Source organism: Agromyces aurantiacus (genome assembly GCF_016907355.1).
In the GTDB taxonomy this organism is placed as follows: Bacteria; Actinomycetota; Actinomycetes; order Actinomycetales; family Microbacteriaceae; genus Agromyces; species Agromyces aurantiacus.
Window position 1 is genome coordinate 979,572 of the sequence record NZ_JAFBBW010000001.1, and the last position, 20,086, is coordinate 999,657.

General features: G+C 72.4%; 16 protein-coding genes. 10 read left to right on the forward strand and 6 right to left on the reverse strand.

Features of this window, described 5'->3' with window-relative positions; all coding sequences use genetic code 11:
- Positions 1–28: 28 nt before the first annotated feature.
- The 3 genes from rplL to JOD46_RS04615 all read left to right on the forward strand — a co-directional run bounded on the left by rplL (position 29) and on the right by JOD46_RS04615 (position 2,291).
- Positions 29–418 carry a 50S ribosomal protein L7/L12 gene (rplL, locus tag JOD46_RS04605; protein ID WP_092672623.1) on the forward strand — a complete coding sequence of 130 codons (390 nt, stop codon included), beginning with the start codon at positions 29–31 and terminating at the stop codon, positions 416–418.
- A gap of 158 nt (positions 419–576) precedes the next feature.
- Positions 577–1,041, forward strand: a complete 465-nt coding sequence (locus JOD46_RS04610) for a MarR family transcriptional regulator (RefSeq protein WP_204391984.1) — start codon at positions 577–579, stop codon at positions 1,039–1,041.
- A complete protein-coding gene (locus JOD46_RS04615) occupies positions 1,038–2,291 on the forward strand; it encodes an MFS transporter (RefSeq protein WP_204391985.1) in 1,254 nt (417 codons plus the stop codon). Before JOD46_RS04610 ends, JOD46_RS04615 begins: the two co-directional genes overlap by 4 nt.
- Positions 2,292–2,359: 68 nt before the next feature.
- On the opposite strand, the gene JOD46_RS04620 is transcribed toward JOD46_RS04615, so the two are convergent.
- A complete protein-coding gene (locus JOD46_RS04620; RefSeq protein ID WP_204391986.1) occupies positions 2,360–3,376 on the reverse strand; it encodes a LacI family DNA-binding transcriptional regulator in 1,017 nt (338 codons plus the stop codon).
- Between the two features lie 251 nt (positions 3,377–3,627).
- On the opposite strand from JOD46_RS04620, the gene JOD46_RS04625 reads away from it, so the two are divergent.
- From JOD46_RS04625 to JOD46_RS04635, 3 genes are all read left to right on the forward strand, one after another.
- Positions 3,628–4,986 (forward strand): ABC transporter substrate-binding protein, encoded by a 1,359-nt coding sequence (locus tag JOD46_RS04625; RefSeq protein WP_204391987.1) that lies wholly within the window; start codon positions 3,628–3,630, stop codon positions 4,984–4,986.
- Positions 4,987–5,099: 113 nt separating this feature from the next.
- Positions 5,100–6,068 carry a carbohydrate ABC transporter permease gene (locus JOD46_RS04630; RefSeq protein ID WP_204391988.1) on the forward strand — a complete coding sequence of 323 codons (969 nt, stop codon included), beginning with the start codon at positions 5,100–5,102 and terminating at the stop codon, positions 6,066–6,068.
- Positions 6,065–7,066 carry a carbohydrate ABC transporter permease gene (locus JOD46_RS04635; protein WP_204391990.1) on the forward strand — a complete coding sequence of 334 codons (1,002 nt, stop codon included), beginning with the start codon at positions 6,065–6,067 and terminating at the stop codon, positions 7,064–7,066. The genes JOD46_RS04630 and JOD46_RS04635 overlap by 4 nt, the downstream gene beginning before the upstream one ends.
- Before the next feature lie 173 nt (positions 7,067–7,239).
- Here the strand turns inward: JOD46_RS04635 and JOD46_RS04640 are convergent, their stop codons facing one another.
- From JOD46_RS04640 to JOD46_RS04655, 4 genes are all read right to left on the reverse strand, one after another.
- The gene (locus JOD46_RS04640) at positions 7,240–8,772 is read right to left on the reverse strand and encodes an SPOR domain-containing protein (RefSeq protein WP_204391993.1); all 1,533 of its coding nucleotides are present in this window, start codon (positions 8,770–8,772) and stop codon (positions 7,240–7,242) included.
- Between the two features lie 191 nt (positions 8,773–8,963).
- The gene (locus tag JOD46_RS04645; protein WP_239563214.1) at positions 8,964–10,481 is read right to left on the reverse strand and encodes a LuxR C-terminal-related transcriptional regulator; all 1,518 of its coding nucleotides are present in this window, start codon (positions 10,479–10,481) and stop codon (positions 8,964–8,966) included.
- 122 nt (positions 10,482–10,603) lie between these two features.
- Positions 10,604–11,761, reverse strand: coding sequence for a hypothetical protein (locus tag JOD46_RS04650; protein WP_204391997.1), 1,158 nt, complete (start codon positions 11,759–11,761; stop codon positions 10,604–10,606).
- Positions 11,762–11,885: 124 nt separating this feature from the next.
- Positions 11,886–13,082: a hypothetical protein gene (locus JOD46_RS04655; protein WP_204391999.1), complete on the reverse strand. Its 1,197-nt coding sequence runs from the start codon at positions 13,080–13,082 to the stop codon at positions 11,886–11,888.
- Positions 13,083–13,208: 126 nt separating this feature from the next.
- Here JOD46_RS04655 and JOD46_RS04660 point away from each other — a divergent pair, with 126 nt between their 5' ends.
- Positions 13,209–15,158 carry an ABC transporter ATP-binding protein gene (locus JOD46_RS04660; RefSeq protein WP_204392001.1) on the forward strand — a complete coding sequence of 650 codons (1,950 nt, stop codon included), beginning with the start codon at positions 13,209–13,211 and terminating at the stop codon, positions 15,156–15,158.
- A 9-nt stretch (positions 15,159–15,167) separates the two neighbouring features.
- Here the strand turns inward: JOD46_RS04660 and JOD46_RS04665 are convergent, their stop codons facing one another.
- Positions 15,168–15,491 carry a helix-turn-helix transcriptional regulator gene (locus JOD46_RS04665; RefSeq protein WP_204392003.1) on the reverse strand — a complete coding sequence of 108 codons (324 nt, stop codon included), beginning with the start codon at positions 15,489–15,491 and terminating at the stop codon, positions 15,168–15,170.
- 87 nt (positions 15,492–15,578) lie between these two features.
- On the opposite strand from JOD46_RS04665, the gene JOD46_RS04670 reads away from it, so the two are divergent.
- Genes JOD46_RS04670 through JOD46_RS04680 form a run of 3 tightly spaced genes read left to right on the forward strand, consistent with a single transcriptional unit; the run spans position 15,579 to position 20,067 of the window.
- Positions 15,579–17,054, forward strand: a complete 1,476-nt coding sequence (locus JOD46_RS04670; RefSeq protein ID WP_204392004.1) for a proton-conducting transporter transmembrane domain-containing protein — start codon at positions 15,579–15,581, stop codon at positions 17,052–17,054.
- On the forward strand, positions 17,051–19,747 hold the full coding sequence (locus JOD46_RS04675) for a putative inorganic carbon transporter subunit DabA (protein WP_204392005.1): 2,697 nt from the start codon (positions 17,051–17,053) through the stop codon (positions 19,745–19,747). Before JOD46_RS04670 ends, JOD46_RS04675 begins: the two co-directional genes overlap by 4 nt.
- A complete protein-coding gene (locus JOD46_RS04680) occupies positions 19,744–20,067 on the forward strand; it encodes a P-II family nitrogen regulator (protein ID WP_204392006.1) in 324 nt (107 codons plus the stop codon). Before JOD46_RS04675 ends, JOD46_RS04680 begins: the two co-directional genes overlap by 4 nt.
- Positions 20,068–20,086 lie beyond the last annotated feature (19 nt).

The following is a 20,086-nucleotide window of genomic DNA, read 5'->3' on the forward strand; positions in this document are numbered from 1 at the left end:
AGTAACCAACACATCTAAGGAGAAAATCATGGCGAAGCTGTCCACTGAGGAGCTGCTCGAGCAGTTCAAGGGCCTGACCCTCATCGAGCTCTCGGAGTTCGTCAAGGCGTTCGAGGAGACCTTCGAGGTCACCGCCGCCGCGCCCGTCGCGGTTGCCGCCCCGGCCGCCGGTGGCGCCGGTGCCGCTGCCGAAGAGGTCGAGGAGAAGGACTCCTTCGACGTCGTCCTCGAGGCTGCCGGCGACAAGAAGATCCAGGTCATCAAGGTCGTCCGCGAGCTCACCTCGCTCGGCCTCGGCGAGGCCAAGGCCGTCGTCGACGGTGCTCCCAAGGCCGTGCTCGAGGGCGCGAACAAGGAGACCGCCGACAAGGCGAAGGCCGCCCTCGAGGAGGCCGGCGCGACCGTCACCCTCAAGTAATGTCGCGCGCTCACCCGAGCGCCGCAGCTTGAGGTGACCCGCGTCACCTGAACACACGGATGCCCCGTGCCGATTCGCTCGGCACGGGGCATCCGTCGTCTGCGGGCTCGGTCGTGCTCGGCGGGAGAGATGCATAGACAAGCTATATACTTCTGCGAGTGACATCCGAACCGCTCGAAGACCTCATCGGCGACCTCATCTCGCTGAGCCACCGCCTCACTCGCCTCGCCGCGACGAGCACGGGCAGCGCCGAGTCGCCCGCCGTCTGGCGCACGCTCAGCGTGCTGCGCGACCACGGGCCGCTGCGCCTCGGCGAGCTCGCCCGCGCCAGTCGCGTCAGCCAGCCCACGATGACCAAGCTCATCCACGCGCTCGACGACCGCGGCTGGGTGCGCCGCATCGCGGACCGCGACGACGCCCGCGCCTGGCTCATCTCCGCCGACCCGCGCGGGCTCGAGGCCCTGGCCGGATGGCGCCGCGAGCTCGCGCACGCGCTCGCCCCGCGATTCGCCGACCTCGCAGCCGACGACGTCGCGGCGCTCGCCCGTGCCGCCGACGTGATCCGCGAGCGCCTCGAGCGCGCCGACGCCGAAGCCGACGCGCACGCCGGAGCCGTCGCGTGACCCGGGCGGCCGGCCACGCGGCATCCGGTTCGATCCTGCGCCAGCCCACCGCGGTGTGGGCCGTCGCGTTCGCGTGCGTCATCGCGTTCATGGGCATCGGCCTCGTCGACCCGATCCTGCCCGCGATCGCCGAGAGCCTCCAGGCCACGCCGACGCAGACCGAGCTGCTGTTCACGAGCTACCTGCTCGTCACGGGCCTCGCGATGCTCGGCACGAGCTGGGTCTCCAGCCGAATCGGCCCCAAGCGCACGCTCGTCATCGGCCTCGGGCTCATCGTGCTGTTCGCGACGGCGGCCGGGCTCTCGCAGAGCGTCGAGCAGGTCATCGGCTTCCGTGCCGGATGGGGCCTCGGCAACGCGCTCTTCATCTCGACCGCGCTCGCGACCATCGTGGGCGCCGCGTCGGGCGGGTCGGGCGCGGCGATCATCCTCTACGAGGCCGCGCTCGGGCTCGGCATCGCCATCGGACCGCTGCTCGGCGGCCTGCTCGGCCACGTGAGCTGGCGCGGCCCCTTCTTCGGCACCGCGGTGCTCATGGCGATCGGGTTCGTCGCGATCCTCGTCTTCCTGAAGGACGAGCCGGATGCTGCGTCGCGCCCGCGCACGCCGCTGCGGCTCTCCGCGCCGATCCGCGCCCTCCGCGAGCCGGCGCTCGCCGTGCTCGCCGCCGCCGCGCTGTTCTACAACATCGGCTTCTTCGTGCTGCTGGCGTACTCGCCGTTCCCGCTGGGCTTCGACGCGATCGGGCTCGGGCTGACCTTCTTCGGGTGGGGCGTCGCCCTCGCGATCACCTCGGTGTTCGTGGCACCGATCCTCACGGCACGGATGCCGCGCACGCGCGTGCTCCAGGTCGCCCTGCCGCTGCTCGCGGTCGACCTCGCCGTCGCGGGACTCGTCCTCGACGATCCCGCCGCGCTCGTCGTGTGCATCGTGGCCGGCGGCCTCGTGCTCGGCGTGCTCAACACGGTGCTCACCGAGTGCGTGATGGAGGCCACCGACCTGCAGCGCTCGGTCGCCTCGAGCGCCTACTCGGCCGTGCGCTTCCTGGGCGGGGCGCTCGCGCCGCCCGCCGCGGCCGAGCTCGCGCGGCTGATCTCGCCGGCGTCGCCGTACTACGCGGCGGCCGGAGCCATCCTCGTGGCGCTCGTGATCGTGGTGGCGGGGCGACGCGCGCTCCGGCGCGTCGATGCGCACGCGCCGGAGCCGGCGGTCGTGGAGGCGGAAACGGTGACGGTCGGCGACGCGGCCTGAGGCATCCGCTCGCCGGGCCGGGCCACTGCCTGCGGCGCCATCCGCCCGCGATGCCGTCGTCGCGCGGTTCAGCGCGGCGCGCTCGTGGTCGCGCGAACGACCAGTCGCGTCGGCAGCGGCGCGCCCGAGTCGGGCAAGGGCTCCTCGCCGCCGAGCAGCAGCGCCATCACGGCCTCCACCGCCGCGCGCCCCTGCTCGCCGGGGTACTGCTCGACAGTGGTGAGCTCGAACATCTCGGCGTAGGCGTGCCCGTCGACGCCGATCACGGAGAGCTCCTCGGGCACGCCGATGCCGAGGCGCTCGGCCGCGCGGATGGCGCCGATCGCCATCTCATCGGAGGCCGCGAACACCGCCGTCGGCCTCGCGCCGGGGTGGCCGAGCAGCTGCAGCGCCCCGGTGTACCCGCCGGGCAGGTCCATCTCGGCCTCGAGCACGACGTTGCGGTGCTCGGCCGGAATCCCCGCCGCCGCCATCGCGTCACGGAATCCCTCCAGCCGGTGCCCCTGCACGCTCTCGGGTCGCTCGGCCGCGCCGAGGCCGGCGAGGTGGGCGATCCGCGTATGGCCCAGGTGCAGCAGATGCTCCGTCGCGAGCTGCCCCACGGCGCGGTCGTCGATCGAGAGCCGCGCGTCGACCCGGCCGCTGCCGCCGAGCGCGACGAGCGGCTTCTCGCGCCGGGCGAGCGAGATCGTCTCACCCTCGTCGAGGTCGACACCGATCGCGATGACGGCGTCGACGCGCTTGCGGGCGAGGAAGAAGTCGAACACGCGCGAGCGCTCGGGCCCGCCCTCCGGCAGGTTGTAGAGGGTGAGGTCGTATCCCGCGCCGAGCAGTGCCCGCTCGACGCCCTCGAGCACCTCTCCGAAGAACCAGCGGTTCACGAACGGAATGATCACCCCGACGTTCTTGGTGCGGCCCGTGACCAGGCTGGCGGCGTCGGGCGAGGCGATGTAGCCGATCTCGTTGGCCGCCGCCTCGACGCGCCGACGGGTCTCCTCGGCGACGTAGCCGCCGCCCGACAGGGCGCGCGAGGCAGTGGCCTTCGACACCCCCGCGAGGCGGGCGACGTCGCCGATGGCCGCCATGGTGCCTCCCCTCGTCGGGCCGCTCGGTGCAGAGTGTAGTGCTCCGGGAGTCGAATGTGGAACCGTTTCCCCATTCATGCATTCGCACGGTTCCCGCGATCGAGAGCGCTCTCGCCCCGCCGTTCCGGGGGCGCGCGGCGGTGGCCGAACCGTGACCCGGGGAACCTTGTGAGGAAGCGCCTCGTGTCCTAGCGTGGTCGCTGGAACCGGTTCCCGGTTCCGCCCTGCACCGCACTCAACGAGGAGAAGACATGAGACTCTCACGGCATCGCCGATGGGTTGCCCCCGTCGTGGCGGCGGCCGCGGTCGGACTGACGCTCACGGCGTGCACCGGCGACATCGCAGACCAGGAAGCGGGCGACGTCGACTGCGGACCGTACGAGGAGTACGGCACGTTCGACGGCGCCAGCGTCACGATCGGCGGCACCATCCAGGACCTCGAGGCCGACCGTCTCGTCGAATCGTGGTCCGACTTCGAGACCTGCACCGGCATCGAGATCGACTACCAGGGCTCGAGCGAGTTCGAGGCCCAGATCGCGGTGCTGGCCGAGGGCGGCAACGCGCCCGACATCGGCATCGTCCCGCAGCCCGGCCTCCTCGGCCGGCTCGCGGCGGGCGGTTGGCTCATCCCCGCCTCCCAGGGCGTCGAGGACAACGTCGACAAGTGGTGGAGCGAGGACTGGAAGAACTACGGCACCTACGACGGCACGTTCTACGCAGCCCCGCTCATGGCGAGCATCAAGGGCTACGTCTGGTACTCGCCGTCCGAGTTCGAGGAGAAGGGGTACGAGATCCCCAAGACCCTCGACGAGCTGACCGCGCTGTCGCAGCAGATCGCCGACGAGGGCGACCACAAGCCCTGGTGCGTCGGACTCGAGTCGGGTGAGGCCACCGGATGGCCCGGCACCGACTGGATCGAGGACTGGATGCTCCGCCTGCATGGCCCCGACGTGTACGACCAGTGGGTCACGCACGAGATCCCGTTCAACGACCCGAAGGTCGCTGAGGCGTTCGACGCGGTCGGCGAGTACCTGAAGAACGACGACATGGTCAACGGCGGCATCGGCGACGTGTCGACGCAGATCACCGAGGCGTTCCAGACGGGCGGCCTGCCCATCCTCGACGGCGAGTGCTCGCTGCACCACCAGGCCTCGTTCTACGAGACCTTCTGGAACCCCGAGGGCGGCGACGAGAACACCGTGGCCTCCGACGGCACCGTGTTCGCGTTCCTGACCCCGCCGGTGAACGCCGACGACCCGCTGTCGGTCACCGGTGGCGGCGAGTTCCCGGTCGCGTTCCGCGACGCGGAAGAGGTCGAGGCCGTGCGCACGTACCTCTCGAGCGACACCTGGGCCAACAACCGGGTGAGCCTGGGCGGCGTGATCAGCGCGAACACGGGCGTCGACCCGCAGAACGCGTCGAGCGAGCTGCTCGTGCAGTCCATCGAGATCCTCCAGGACCCCGAGACGACGTTCCGCTTCGACGGTTCCGACCTGATGCCCGGTGCCGTGGGCGCCGACTCCTTCTGGAAGGGCATCGTCTCCTGGATCAGCGGCGAGGACACGCAGAAGGTCCTCGACACCATCGAGGCCAGCTGGCCCTCGAACTGATCATCAGAGTGCCGCTTCCGGATTCGTCCCGGCCGGCGGCATGATCGAGGGGTGGGGCTCCTGAGCCCCACCCCTCGGCGAACCCCGTTTCAACGACGAACCCGGGAGGCACGATGACGACCGCCGATCTCCTCGGCAAGATCCTGCAGGTGGTGATGGGCCTCGCGATCTTCGCGGCGGTCGTGGGCCTCCTCATCTTCTTCATCGACAGGGCGCCCAAGAAGGGGCGCGACTACTGGCAGCTGGCGGGCTTCCTGCTCCCCGCGCTGCTCTTCATCTCCATCGGCCTGATCTATCCGGCCATCCGCACGAGCATCCTCGCCTTCCAGGACAGTTCCGGGGCGTGGAGCTTCGACAACTTCGTCTGGATGTTCACGCAGCCGACCGCCATCCGCACGCTCATCAACACGGTGATCTGGGTGCTGCTGGTGCCGACGTTCGCGACCGCGGTCGGGCTCGCCTACGCGGTCTTCATCGATCGCTCGCGCGGTGAGCGCATCTACAAGGCCGTGCTGTTCATGCCGATCGCCATCTCGTTCGTGGGCGCCGGCGTCATCTGGAAGTTCGTCTACGAGTACCGCTCCGGCGACCGCGAGCAGATCGGCCTGCTCAACGCGATCGTCGTCGCGTTCGGCGGCGAGCCGGTGCAGTGGCTCCAGACCGACCCGATCAACACGGTCCTGCTGATCGTCGTCATGATCTGGGTGCAGACGGGCTTCGCGATGGTCGTGCTCAGCGCCGCCATCAAGGGCATCCCGACCGAGCAGATCGAGGCGGCCCAGCTCGACGGCACGAACGCGTGGCAGCGGTTCATGAACGTCACCGTGCCGGGCATCCGCGGCGCCCTCGTCGTGGTGCTCACCACCATCTCGATCGCCACGCTGAAGGTGTTCGACATCGTCCGGACGATGACCGCCGGAAACTTCAACACCAGCATCGTGGCGAACGAGATGTACACGCAGGCGTTCCGAGCGAGCGAGGTCGGACGGGGTTCGGCGCTCGCGCTCGTGCTCTTCATCCTCGTGCTGCCGATCGTCCTCTACAACGTGAACATCCTCAGGAAGCAGAGGGAGATCCGATGAGCAGCGTCGCACCCGCCGACCTCCCGGTCGGCAAGGACCTCGGGTCGCTCGAAGCCGCCGAGGCGAGCGAGCGGGCGGAGCAGGAGCAGCCGAAGACCGCGCGCGTGAAGAAGCGCCTGACCTCGCGCACGGCCACGATCGCGTCGCTGATCATCGCGGTGCTCTGGACCATCCCCACGTTCGGCCTGTTCATCTCGTCGTTCCGGCCCGCGGAGCTCATCCGCACCACCGGGTGGTGGACGATCTTCTCGAACTGGGGCCTCACGCTCGACAACTACCGCGACGTGCTGTTCTCGACGTCGGCGTCGTCGCCCCAGCTCGGCGCCTACATCGTCAACTCGGTGGCGATCGCGCTCGTCGCGACCATCATCCCGCTCGTCTTCGCGTCGATGGCCGCGTACGCGTTCGCGTGGATCCGGTTCAAGGGCGTCAACGCGCTGTTCATCCTCGTGTTCGCGCTCCAGATCATCCCGCTGCAGATGGCGCTCGTGCCGCTGCTGCAGATCTTCTCGACCGTGCTGCGGCCGATGCAGGCGTGGCTGCACGACATCATCCCGATCATCCCCGAGCAGAACTACCTGCCCGTGTGGTTGGCGCACTCGATCTTCGCGCTCCCGCTCGCGATCTTCCTGCTGCACAACTTCATCTCGGAGATCCCGTCCGACGTGATCGAGGCCGCGCGCGTCGACGGCGCGACGCACAGCCAGATCTTCTTCCGGATCGTGCTGCCGCTCGCCGTGCCGGCGATCGCGTCCTTCGCGATCTTCCAGTTCATCTGGGTGTGGAACGACCTGCTCGTCGCGCTGATCTTCTCGGGCGGCACGCAGGATGTCGCGCCGCTCACCCAACGATTGGCCGAGCTCACGGGCACGCGAGGCCAGGACTGGCAGCTCCTGACGGCGGCCGCGTTCATCTCGATCGTCATCCCGCTGATCGTGTTCTTCAGCCTGCAGCGCTACTTCGTGCGCGGGCTGTTGGCGGGGTCGACCAAGGGCTGACGCCGGCTGCCGAACGCAGGTGCGGAGGCGTGTCGCCACGGCGACACGCCTCCTGCTGCGTCGACACGCCGAGCGGCGACCTGCGTTGCGCCGGCGATCACGCCGCCTCGGCGAGCGCGGTGCAGGGGAGTGGCGGGCGTCCCGGAAGGGACGCCCGCCACTCGGCGCTCAGGTCACTCCTCGGCGCGCGCCAGCGCCGTGCGGATCCGGCGGGCGACGAGCGCTGCGCCACCGAGGCCCAGCAGGATCATCGCCGCGGTCAGCAGGCCGCCCGTCCCCGCGGCGCCCGTCTCGGCCAGGCCGGTCGGTGCGGACGGGACGTGCGGTGCCGGCGGTGCCGGCGGCTTCGGCGGTGCCGGCGGGCACGGCTCGACCGTGAACGCGGCGGACGCCGTGATCGAGTCGTCGCCGGTCCACGTGATCATGAACTCGTAGTCGCCCGGCGGCAGGTTGCCGAACGGCACGTCCAGCGACTCCGACGGAGCGGTGAGCGTGTCGGACACCGGCGCGCCCGGACCGGTGAGGGTCCAGTCGTAGTCCTCGTCGACGATCATGCCCGAGATGCTGACGAGACCTTCACCGTTCTGGCCCGTGATGCATCCCTTCCCCGTCGCCGTCACGTCGAGCACGGGGCAGTCTTCGACGGTGAACATCTGCTCGTCGACGACCTCCCATTCGCCTCCGCTGAACGACTGCTCGAGCGTGACCGTGTAGTCGCCACCCGGGATCGGATCCCAGGTGAAGGACGTGTCGCCCTCGGTGTCGCTGATCATCTGCACGTCGACCACGCCGTCCTGGTTCTCGACCGTCAGACGGTAGTCGAGGTTCTCCATCAGGCCGTACAGGTACACGGTGAGGAACGGCGGCGTGTAGTACACGCAGGTCTCGTACTCGAGCTCGACCTCGGGGGTCGGGATCTCGATCATGCAGTCGTTCTCGTAGACCAGCTGACCCTCGGAGTCCCAATTCAGGCCGGGGAAGAACTGCACCTGGCCGTCTTCCTCGTAGTAGAACGACGGAACGATGTCGCCCCACTCGGTGTGCTTCGGGATCTCCGGGTAGAAGATCGGGCCCATGTGTTCCTCGCCGTGGCCGACGGCCGACGGCTGGCCGCCGACCACCGAGTTCGCGGCGGGCGTGATCACCACGTACGGGTTCGAGTACGACCCGGTGCGGTGGCAGAGCGTGACCTTGTCGACCGGCTCCTCGCCGGGCGGCACGAGCTGCGTCTGCACGTCCTTCGCGGCGGCGGCCTTCGGGGCATCCGTCGCGACCTCGGCGGCCTCGGCGGGCACCTCGGCTTCCTCGGCGGGCGGCGCGGCCTCCTCTGCCGGCGGGTCTGCAGGCGGCGCGGCCTCCGCCGGTGCGTCGGCGGGTTGCTCCGCCGGCACCTCGGCGGCCGGCTCCTCGACCGGTGTCGACGGTTCGGCGGCGGGCTCCTCGGCGACCGGCTGCTCGGCGGGCGTCGTGGGGTCGGTGGCCTGGTCCTGTGCCGGCTGGGTGCTCTGGACGGCCGCGGGATCCGCGACCTCCTCGGCGGCGGCCGGACCGGCGATCGCCGTCACGCCGGCCAGCGCGAGCGCGGCGACGGCCGTGGCGGCGAGCGTGGTGCGCCAGCTCCGCCGCACGGTCGTCGCGTCGTCTTCGGGATGCGGCCCATGCGGCCGTCCCGCACGGCGCAGCGCGCCGCGGATCCTCGTGTTCACCTGGTTCCCCCCATCGGGCGATGACGGCGAGCGGATGTCGGGATCCGCCCGCGCACGGCATCGGGTGGCCGTACAGGTCGATGCAAGCACTCGCCGCCGGGTGAGCGGGAAGGTCAGCCCATGGTGAGCGTAGGGTGAACCTCGGGCGAAACATCGGACGATCACCCCCGTCGGAGGGGCGTCCCGCTTCATCAGTCGATCAGGCCCAGGTGGCGAGCCCGCTGAACCGCCCCGTCGCGCGTGGTGACGCCGAGCTTGCGATAGATGCTGCGCACCTGGGTCTTGACGGTGTTCGGCGAGACCGAGAGGTCGAAGGCAATGCGCTGGTGGGTGTCGCCCTCGATCAGGCGGGACAGCACCACCCGCTCACGGGCGCTGAGCGTCTCGGGCCTCGGGGCGTCGGCGGTGGGGTAGCGGGCTTCGACCGCCGAGATGAGCCGGTCCGCGGGGTCGGGGCGGTGACGTGCACGCCGGCGCTCGAGGAGCATCGCGAGCTCGTGTCGCCGCAGCACGCCGAAGGGCCGGATCGAACCGCCGGTGGCGGCGAGGGTGACCGCGTGGTCGAAGAGGTCCTCCGCGGTGCTCGCGTCGCCGAGGTCGGCGTGCGCGGCCGCGGTCACGAGGAGCGCGAGCGTCGTCGTGCGCGGCGCGTGCGCGTCGCCCATGGCCAGGCATCGGGCGGTGAGGTCGATCGCATGCGTGGACTCGCCGGCGTCGATCGCGACGCGTGCGGACCAGGCGGCAGGGCATTGGGAGTGCGCCGGATCGGGCGCGAGACGGGCGATCTCGGCGCGAGCAGCGACGGCCTCGCGACGCTGGACGAGCGTGGCGATGCGCTGGTCGTCGTGCAGCATCGCGGCCAGGTTCGGCGCCTCCCATTCGCTGACGACGAGTTGGAGCTCCTGGAGCAGGTCGTCCACCTCGTCGCCGTCCTCCCGCATCGCGGCGAGCTCGGCGAGGGCGAGCGGGGCGTACTCCGTTCCGGCGGTGTCGGCGGCCAGTGCGCGCAGCCGACGCTCGAGTCCGTCGAGCTCGTCGCGCTCGATCGCGAGCGCCGCCTCGGCGAGCCGCGCGAGCGCCGTGCCGAGCCCGTGCGAGGGGTCGGCCTCCGAGGCCGCCCGCAGCGCGGCATCCACGTGCATGTCGGCGCTGCGCAGGCTGCCGAGGCGGAGGTCGATCAACGCGATCCCGCCGCCGGCCTCGCTGAGCACCGCGGGCGGCGTGCGGGCCTCGGCGACGTAGAGCGCCCGGAGGAGCGCGCGCCGTGCGTCCGCGAGCCGTCCGGCCAGGAGGAGGCTGAGGCCGGCCTCGAGCGAGATGCACGCCTCGAGTTCCGCGCGTCCGGGGAGGGGCACCGTGCTCGCGGACAGCAGTGCCTCGGCGCGCGCGAGCTGGTCGAGCGACGCCGTGAACCGCCCGAGCCCGCGGAGGGCGGACGCCCGGAGCACCGGCGCGAGCACTCGCAGTGCGTCGTCCCGGTGGTCGCCGTTCTCGAGGAGGAGCTCCTCGGCCGCGTCGACGTATGGTTGCGAGGCGTACGGGTTCGCGGCGCCGGGGGAGCGGTATCCCGCGGCCAGGGCGAGCAGTGCGGCCGGGTCGCGCGACCAGTCGCCCGGCACGCCGCGCACGCGTTCTCGCAGCTCGGCCGGGCTCAGGCGCACGATCTCGCGCCAGGTCACCGCCCCCGCGGCATCCGTCGCCTCGACCATCGCCACCCCCGTTTCGTGGTCGACGTGCGTGGCCGCAGTCTACGCCCGGGTGATCGCCGGGTGAGCGGGGGTTGACGGATGTCGCGCCGCGCCGTCGCGACGACGGTGGACGCGTCGTCGGCTCACTCGGGCCGGCGCACTCCCCGGCGGGAGAGGACGACCGAGCCGCCCATCGCCATGAGCAGCAGCGCGACGGTTGCCGCACCGGTCACGTCGCCCGGCCCGCTCTCGGCCAGCGCGGCCGGCTTCGAGGGCGCGCTGGGCGGGGCGGGGCACGGGGTGAGCGCGGCGTCGGCGCTGCCGGCGAGCACCACGGTATCGAGCGGCACGAAGTTCCCGCCGCCGATGTACGGCGGCTCCTCGTACGGCTCGTCGACGGTCCAGGTGCCGGTCACGCTCACAGTCGCGGTCGTGCCGGCCGCGATGGACGGGAACGTCAGCGTCGTGACGCCCGACGGCTGCGCGGTGGCCTGCTGCGTGCTGCCGTCCGGACCGGTGACCGTGTACGCGACGCCATGCACGAGGTGGGCCAGCGAGACGTCGACCGTGCCGGTGCCGCCGGCGACGGAGCACTGCGTGACCGCGAGTTCGACCGTCGGCTGGCAGGGTTCGATCGCGAACGCGATCCAGTCGTACACGGGCGAGTCGTCGACCGTCTCCGCGTACGCGAGGTAGTTGCCCGGCGGCGTGCCGCTCGACAGCGGGATCTGCGCGGTGGCGGCGTCGGCGAGGAGGCTGCCGCTGAAGCCGGCGACCCACCAGCGGTACTCGGTGCCCACGACGAGGCCCGAGAGCTCGAGCGTCATCACCGCGTCGTCGCCGGTGCTGCAGGTCGCGCCGGTGATCGCGACGCCGAGGTCGGGGATGCAGGCCTCGACCGTGAAGTCCGCCTCGGCGAACGAGTGCGGGTCTGGCACCCCGCCGTTGCCCTCCTCTTCGACGACAGCGTGGTAGGGGCCGGGCGCGAGGCCGTTCAGCGCGACCTCCACGTCGATGAACGCGGAGCCGGCGACCGTGCCGCCTGCCGAGTACTCCTCGCCGGTCACCGACCAGACGTAGTTCGCGTCGGCCGAGGGAGTGATGCGCAGCGCACCGGTGCCGTCGTCGCCGGTGCTGCACCCGACGATCGCCATGACCTCGAGGGGCGCATTCTTGGCCGCGGCCGGCGCGGCGACTCCCGCGACGGCGCCGATCACCGCCAGCGCCCCGGTGAGCGCCGCCGCGAGCCCGGCACGCCAACGCGCCACGGTGGAGGTCGGTCGGGTCGTGGGACGAGGCATGGAGCACTCCGTTCGGGCGCGGGGAATCCGAGCGTCTTTCAACCTATGGCCATGGCGCCTTCCGCCAATGCCCCCCGTTCGGGGCGCCGATGCGCGGTGGTCGCGCCGGCGGGGGTGACCGACGTCAGTTCGGTCGGCGCGCTCCGCGCCGGGACACGAGGATCGCGGCGCCGATCCCGACGAGCAGCAGCGCTGCCCCTCCGAGGCCGGCCACGTCGGCTCCGCTCGCGGCGAGCGTCGCCGGCGTCGCGGGTGCCACCGGGCAGGGCGCGAGTGCGGCGTCACTGCTCGCCGTGAGTGCGACCGTTCCGAGCGGCACGAAATCGCCGCCGCCGATGAAGGGCGGCTCCTCGTAGGGCGGCGCGGTCCACGAGCCCGTGACGGTCACGGTGTAGGTCGCTCCCGGGGCCAGCGAGAGATCGAGGCTCGCCTGACCGGACGCATCGGCCGTCACGGTGTGCGTCTCCAGCACCGTCGCCGAGCCGGCGCGCACGACGTCGACGGTGTAGACCACGTCGGCCAGGAGGTCGCCGATGGCGACGTGGAGCGTCCCGTCACCGCCCGCGACCGTGCACTCGGTCACCGTCACGTCGAGGGCCGGCTGGCAGGGTTCGACGGCGAACGCGCGCCAGTCGTACATGGGCGTGGACGACTCCTCGCCCTCGGGAGGCAGCCACTGCGCGTAGGCGTAGTAGTTGCCCGGCGGCAGCCGGTCGAACTCGCGCGTCACGGTCTCCGAGTCGGCGACGAGCGGACCCGCGGACGAGGTGCCGCCGCCCAGCACCTCGTAACCGTAGACCTCGCCCGGGATGAGTCCGGAGAAGGTGACGGACACGATGCCGTCGCGACCGAGGCTGCAGCTGACGGGCGTCACGGCGACATCGAGGTCGGGGCACGCCCCGACCGTGACCTCCCGCGAGTCGATGTTCGCCCCACCGGTCTCCCGTTCGACCGTGTAGATCACGGTGTATGCGCCCGGAGCAAGCGGGACGTCGGCCTCGAACTCGGTGTCGTCGACGTACGTCGCCTCGTGCACGAACGCGCCCGTGCCGTCGATGATCGTCACGAAGTCCTGGTAGAAGACGAACGGATCGCGCACGACGTAGTGGATCGATCCGAGGCCGCCGTAGGTGGCGCAGTCGGTGACGGTGACCTCGATCGAGGACTCGGTGGGCGGCAGCTCCTCGGCCGACGCGGGCGCCGCGAGCGCGATCCCGACGGCGGCCAGCGCGGCGGCGACGAGGCCGGCGAGCGTGATGCGCCACCGGTGCGCGGTGCCGGTCGAGCGGCTCGGGCCGGCGGTGCGGATGGTGCGGGGCATGGGCGACTCCCTCGCGCGGGGACGTGAGCTGCGATCACCGTATCCCCGGCACGCTCTCGGCGAACACCCCTCGTTCGGGGAGTCCGGGCCGGCGGCGGTGCCGGAGGGCGCACGTAGGGTGAATGCATGAGCATGCACGGGGGCGGGATGGGGCCGCCCGGCGCGCGGCCCGCCGTGGCTCGCGGCGGGGGCATGCGCGGCCGGATCTCCAGCGCCGACGAGGCCGCGCAGCGCGCAGAGAACGCCGAGGCGCCGAAGATCCCGCACCTGCTGCGCCGCATCGCCGAGCTGTTCCGGCCGCATCGGGCGGCGCTCACGGTGGTCGTGGTGCTCGTGCTGGTCGGGGCGGCGCTGAGCGTCATCCCGCCCCTGCTCACCCAGCGCGCGTTCGACGACGCGCTGTTCCCGACCGACGGCTCGGGCGACATCGGCGAGCCGAACCTGACCGCCCTCAGCTGGATCGTCGGCGCGATGATCGCCGTGTTCGTCGTCTCGGCGCTCCTCGGCGTGTGGCAGACGTTCCTCACGGCGACCATCGGCAACCGGGTCATGGGCGCGATGCGCGTCCGGCTGTTCAGCCACTTGCAGTCGATGGAGCTCAGCTTCTTCACGCGCACCAAGACCGGCGTCATCCAGTCGCGCCTCCAGAACGACGTGGGCGGCGTGGCGTCCGTGCTCACCAACACCGTGTCGAGCGTGCTCGGCAACACGGTCACCGTCATCTCGGCGTTCGTGGCGATGCTGCTGCTCAACTGGCAGCTGACCCTGATCGCGCTCGTCCTGATGCCGTTCATGGTGATCGCGCAGCGGCGCGTGGGCCAGGTGCGGGCGCGCATCGCGGCGAAGACGCAGGAGTCGCTCTCGGAGATGACCGCGATCACGCAGGAGACGCTGTCGGTCAGCGGCATCCTGCTCTCGAAGAGCTTCACGCGGCAGAAGAGCGAGATCGAGCGCTACGCCGACGAGAACCGCAACCAGATCTCGCTCCAGGTGCGCCAGCAGATGTCGGGGCAGTGGTTCTTCGCGATGGTCTCGATCTTCATGTCGTCGATCCCGGCGATCGTGTACCTCGTGTCGGGCTGGCTCATCACCGGCGGCGTGTCGGGCATCACGGCGGGCACGATCGTGGCGTTCACCACGGTGCAGGCGCGCCTGCTGTTCCCGCTCATGGGCCTCATGCGCGTCGCCCTCGACCTGCAGACCTCGAGCGCGCTGTTCGCGCGCATCTTCGAGTACCTCGACCTGAAGCCGGCGATCACCGACGGCCCCGACGCGCGCGAGGTGCCGGCGGGTGCGGATGCCGCGGGCGAGCCGTCGCTCGGCCGGGTCGAGTTCGACCACGTCTCGTTCCGGTACCCCGACGCCGACGCCGACCAGCGGCCGACGCTCGACGACGTGTCGTTCACGATCGAGCCGGGCCAGTTCGCCGCCTTCGTCGGACCGAGCGGCGCGGGCAAGACCACGGTCTCCTACCTCGTGCCGCGCCTGTACGAGGCCTCGAGCGGCACGGTGCGCTTCGCCGGCGTCGACGTGCGCGACCTCTCGCAGGAGTCGCTCATGTCGCACATCGGCATCGTGAGCCAGGAGACCTACCTCTTCCACGCGTCGATCGCCGAGAACCTCAGGTACGCCAAGCCGGATGCCACGGACGCCGAGCTCGAGGCCGCCGCGCGCGCCGCGAACATCCACGAGACCATCGCGTCGTTCCCCGAGGGCTACGACACCGTCGTGGGCGAGCGGGGCTACCGCCTGTCCGGCGGCGAGAAGCAGCGCATCGCGATCGCGCGCGTGCTGCTGAAGGATCCGGCGGTGCTCGTGCTCGACGAGGCGACGAGCGCGCTCGACACGATCAGCGAGCGCGTCGTGCAGGCGGCGCTCGACGACGCGTCGCGCGGTCGAACGACGATCGCGATCGCGCACCGGCTGTCGACGGTCGTCGCGGCCGACGTCATCTTCGTGATCGTCGCCGGCCGGATCGCCGAGCGCGGCACGCACGCCGAGCTCATCGAGGCCGGCGGGGTCTACGCGTCGCTCTACCGGCAGCAGGCGGAGCGCCCGGAGGTGGCGACGCGGTAGCGCCGGCGGTCACGCCCCTGTGCGCTCGGCGCCCGCGGGTGCGCGCCACTGGTCGCCGGCGGTCGCGGCCAGCGTCTCGAGCAGTTCGCCGACGCGGTGGTCGGATTCGACCGGGTGCCGCATCGGCAGTTCGACGACGGTGCGGTAGCGGTTGCGGCGGCCGTCCTTCTCGCGCTGCACGTAGCCGGCCTCGACGAGGTCGGCGATGATGCCCTGCGCCGTGCGTTCGGTGATGCCGACGGCCTCGGCGACCTCGCGGACGCGGATCTCGGGATCGCGGGCGAGGCAGATGAGCACATGACCGTGATTGGTGAGGAACGTCCACGTGCTCATGGCTTCATCGTACCGGAACCCGATAACCAGAATCAGATTACACGAATCATTTGACAGGCGAAGTGTAAAACCGGTAATTTGCATCGCATGTCTGAACTCGTGCTCGCCGCCATCGCGGTCCAGGCCGTCGTCGCGGCGGCCGCGACGATCGCGCTCCGCCGGCCGCCCCGGGCGATCGGCCTCGCCGTCGGCGGATCGGTCGTCGCGTTCGCCCTCGCGACCGCCGCGGTGGTCGACGCCGCGATCCGCGGCGGCGATCGGGTCGGCCCCGTGCTGCTCGCCTTCGTCCTCGGCGTCGCACTGCTGGTGCAGGCGTTCGGGCGCGGCAACCTGCGCGGCGATCCGGCCGCGGGGCGCTTCGCGGCGCTCGCGGCCTGGCTCGCCGCCGCGTCGGGGGCGGCGGCGTCGGCGCTCGACCTGCTCGCGATCGCCGCCGCCTGGACCGCGGGTACCGTGACCGTGATACTCCTCCTCGGCCACGCCGGCCGCTGGGAGCAGGCGCGGGTCGCACGTCGCCGGGCGGCGGCCGCGCTCCTCGTCGGCGACGCCGGCCTGTGGCTCGCGGTGGCGGCCGTCCAGCTCGATCGAGGCGACCTCGGCCTCTCGGCGCTCGGCGGCGTGACGCCCGCGACGGCCGCGATCGCCGGCACGGGCGTCGCGCTCGCCGCACTCTCGCGCGCCGCCTCCATCCCCTTCCACGGCTGGCTGCCCGCGTCGCTCGCGGCGCCGACCCCGGTCTCGGCGCTGCTGCACGCGGGCTTCGTGAATGCGGGCGCCGTGCTCCTCCTGCGCACCTCCGACCTGCCGAGCCCCGTCGCCGGCGTGATCGTCGGGGCGTGCGGCGCGCTCACCGTGGTCGTCGCCGGCGCCGCGATGCTCACGCGGCCCGACGTGAAGGGCCGACTCGTGCACTCGACCGCCGCCCAGATGGGGTTCATGCTCGTGGCCTGCGCCATCGGCGCGTGGGCCTTGGCACTCTTCCACGTCATGGCGCACGGCCTGTTCAAGGCCGCATCCTTCCTCGGCTCCGGCACCGTCGCATCCGCGCACGCCACGGGTCGATCGCCTGCGCCGGCGACCTCGACGGGTGCGTGGCGCCGTCTCGGCCGGCCGGCCGCGATCGTGCTCACGGCCCTCGCGCCCGTGGTCGCCGCCGTGCAGACGGGTGGACTCTCGACCGCCTCGGCGGCGATGCTGCTCTTCACCGCGCTCGCCGTCGGGGTGGCGGCGGCCGCCGCGCTCGGCGCATCGTCCGCCGGCGGAGGTCGTGCCTCCCTCCTGGCGGTCGCCGCCGCCGGGGTGGGCGTCGCGTACGTGCTCGTCGCGCACGCGTTCGACGTCTGGCTCCGACTCGACGCCGGACCCGGGGCGGTGACGTGGCTGCTCGTGCCCGCGCTCGCGCTGGCCCTGGGCCTCGTGGCCCTCCTCGCCCGAGGGCGCGGCGCCCTCGCCGACACCGCCTACGCCTTCGCGCTCGGCTGGGCGCGGCCACCCATCCCGGCCCGGCGGTCCGATCCGGGCCTGTCCGCCACCGTCCCCTCCGAATACGGGAGCCGCGCATGAACGACCACCGCCGTCCGACCGAGACCCGCGGACCCGGTGCACCGGGCGACACCCGCGAGGGACGCGCCGCCGTCATCCGCGGCATGATCGCGGCCGCCGACCGCGTCGTCGCGCCGCATCGCCCGCTCACCGCGTTCATCGCCCGGAACCCGCTCGCGGGCTACGAACGGTGGACGTTCGACGAGGCCGCGGAACGGGCGGCCCGGGAGCACGGGACGCGCCTGACCCTCGACGAGGCCGGGTTCCGATGCCGCCACGCCGCCGGCGAGATCACCGCGGACGACCTGCGCGCGGCCCTCGAACGGCACGTCTCGGAGGCGCGCGACCGGTCGCGTCGGTCGCCGAGCCCCGGACGGCACGGGCTCGCCGTCGCCGACATCCTGCTCGCCGACCTCCTCGACGCCCCCGTCGCCGGTGGGCCGGAGCGCACGATGCACACGCCGTCCGCGCTCGCGGCGCCGCGCACGGCGGCCCGCGTCGACGACCTGGTCCTGCGCTGGACCACGGCGTACCTCGGGGCCGAGCACGTCGCGTGGTCGCCGTGGCGCGACGAGGCCTTCTGGCCGGGGTGGCGCAGGCTCGCCTCGCGCGACCCGATGGTGCCGCGCCACGTTCGCCGCGGCATCCGATCGCTCGGTGCCGACCCCGAGGATGCCGTCGCCGACGCGCTCGCGCACTGGCGGCTGCTCGGCGACGACGCCGATCGCTTCCTCCGCGCCGAGATCGCCGCGCTACCCGGGCTCGCGGGGCACGTCGCCGACGCCGCCGAGGCGGGGCGCGGCATCGACCTCGTCGACCTCATCGCGGTGAGGGTCACGTACGAGCGGCTCCTCGTGCGACCGGGCGTGGTCGTCGATCCGGGTGCGGCGGTCGCCGCGCCGTCGTCGCCCCGGCCCGAGCAGTCCCGGGTCGACGCGGTGCTCCGCCGGCTCGGCCTCCCCGAGGAGGATGCGACGGCGCGCGCGACCGTCGGCCGGGTGCTCGGCCTCGTGCGACCCGAGGAACGCGTGCTCATCTGGCAGGAGGCGCTCGACCGCAGTGCCGCGCGGCGGCTCGCACCCCCGCGGACGCGCGCCCGGCAGGAGTCCGACGCCGGTGCGCCCGCGTCGGCGTCGGAGCGTGCGCTCGCGCAGGCGGTCTTCTGCATCGACCCTCGATCCGAGGGGCTGCGCCGCGCCCTCGAGCACGAGGCGGATGGTCGAGGACGCGGCGTCGAGACCCTCGGGTTCGCCGGGTTCTTCGCGGTGCCGATGCGCTGGCACGACCTCGACGGCAGCGACCCGACCGCCGCATGCCCGGTGCTGCTCGCGCCGCGCCGCGACGTCGGCGAGCGCGCGGCCGACACCGCGGGCGCCGCGCGCTACACGGCTCGGCTGCGCGCGGGCGCCGCGGCTGCCGGCGTCGTCTCGCGCGCCAAGAACTCGACGCTCGCCCCGTACGCGCTCGCCGAGACCGCAGGGTGGGCCATGGGCGTCGGGGCCGCGCTGCGCACCGGCGCTCCGCTCGGGTGGGCGCGCGTCGCCGATGCCTGGCGCGCTCGGTCGGCGCGGCCGGCCACGCGCGTCGATGCCGACGCGGTCTTCGCCGTGGACGAGCGCGTCGCCTACGCCGAGGCGGCCCTTCGGATGATGGGCCTCGTCGACGGGTTCGCGCGCGTCGTGCTCCTCGCGGGCCACGGCGCCGACACGGTCAACAACCCGTTCGCCTCGGCGCTGCACTGCGGAGCGTGCGGCGGGCATCGCGGCGGGCCGAACGCGCGCGCGGCCGCCGCGCTGCTGAACGACCCCGGGACGCGCGCCGGCCTCGCGGGTCGCGGCATCCGCATCCCCGAGGACACCGTGTTCGTGGCGGTCGAGCACGAGACCGTGAGCGACCGGGTCGAGGTGTGCGAGCCGTGGTCGGTGCCCGGGTCGCACCTCGCTGACCTCGCCGAGCTCGAGGCGCTGCTCGCCGGGGCGCGTGCCCGCTCGGTCCGCGAGCGCCTCGCGGCACTGCCGGGCGCTCCGGCCGGCGGTGCCGACGTCCTGCAGGCCGACGCCGACCGGCGTGCCGCCGACTGGTCCGAGTCGTACCCGGAGTGGGGGCTCGCGGGAAACGCGGCCCTCGTGGTCGCGCCGCGGCGCGAGACCAGGGGGCTCGACCTCGGTCGCCGGGCCTTCCTGCACAGCTACGACCCCGAGGCCGATCCGGATGGCGCGGCCCTCGAGACCATCCTCACGGCGCCGATGATCGTGGCCCAGTGGATCAACGCCCAGTACCTCGCCTCGACGGTCGAGCCCGATCGCTGGGGCGCCGGACCGAAGCCCCTCGTCAACGTGGTCGGCGACGTCGCGGTGCAGGCCGGGTACGGCGGCGACCTGCGCACGGGCCTGCCGTGGCAGTCCGTGGGCGTCGGACGCAGCGCCGTGCACGACCCCGTGCGACTGCAGGTGTTCGTGCAGGCCCCGATCGGCCGGATCTGCGCGATCGTCGACCGGTCGAGCCTCGTGCGCGGCCTGCTGGACGGCGAGTGGATCGCGTTGCGGGCTCGCGAGCACGCGTCGGATCCCTGGCTCCGTTACGGCCCGCTCGGCTGGTCGCGCGACGGCATCGGCGAGCCGGGCGCATCCGCTCGCTCGGCCGACCGCGACCCTGCCGACGCCCGAGCCGCATCCCCGAACCGCACCGCTCAGCCCATGGAGGAACGTCGATGAACATCGAAGGCCTGACGCCGATGACGAAGATCGAGCTCGTCATCCCCACCACCGAAGTCGACGCCGTCGCCGCGCTCATGCGGTCGGTCGGCGCGACCGGGTACACCTCGCTCGGCGGCGTGTCCGGGGTCGGCCATCACGGCGCCCACGGCGGGCGCATGCTGTTCAACGATCGCGACGCGCTCACGCTGCTCATCACGGTCGTGCCCGCCGAGCGCGCCGCGACCATCGTCGCGGGGCTCCGGCCGGTGCTTGACGCGGGATCGGGCGTGATGTTCGTCACGGAGACGGCTGTCAGCCGGCCCGAGTACTTCCGCTGACGCGAGGCGCGACCCGGAA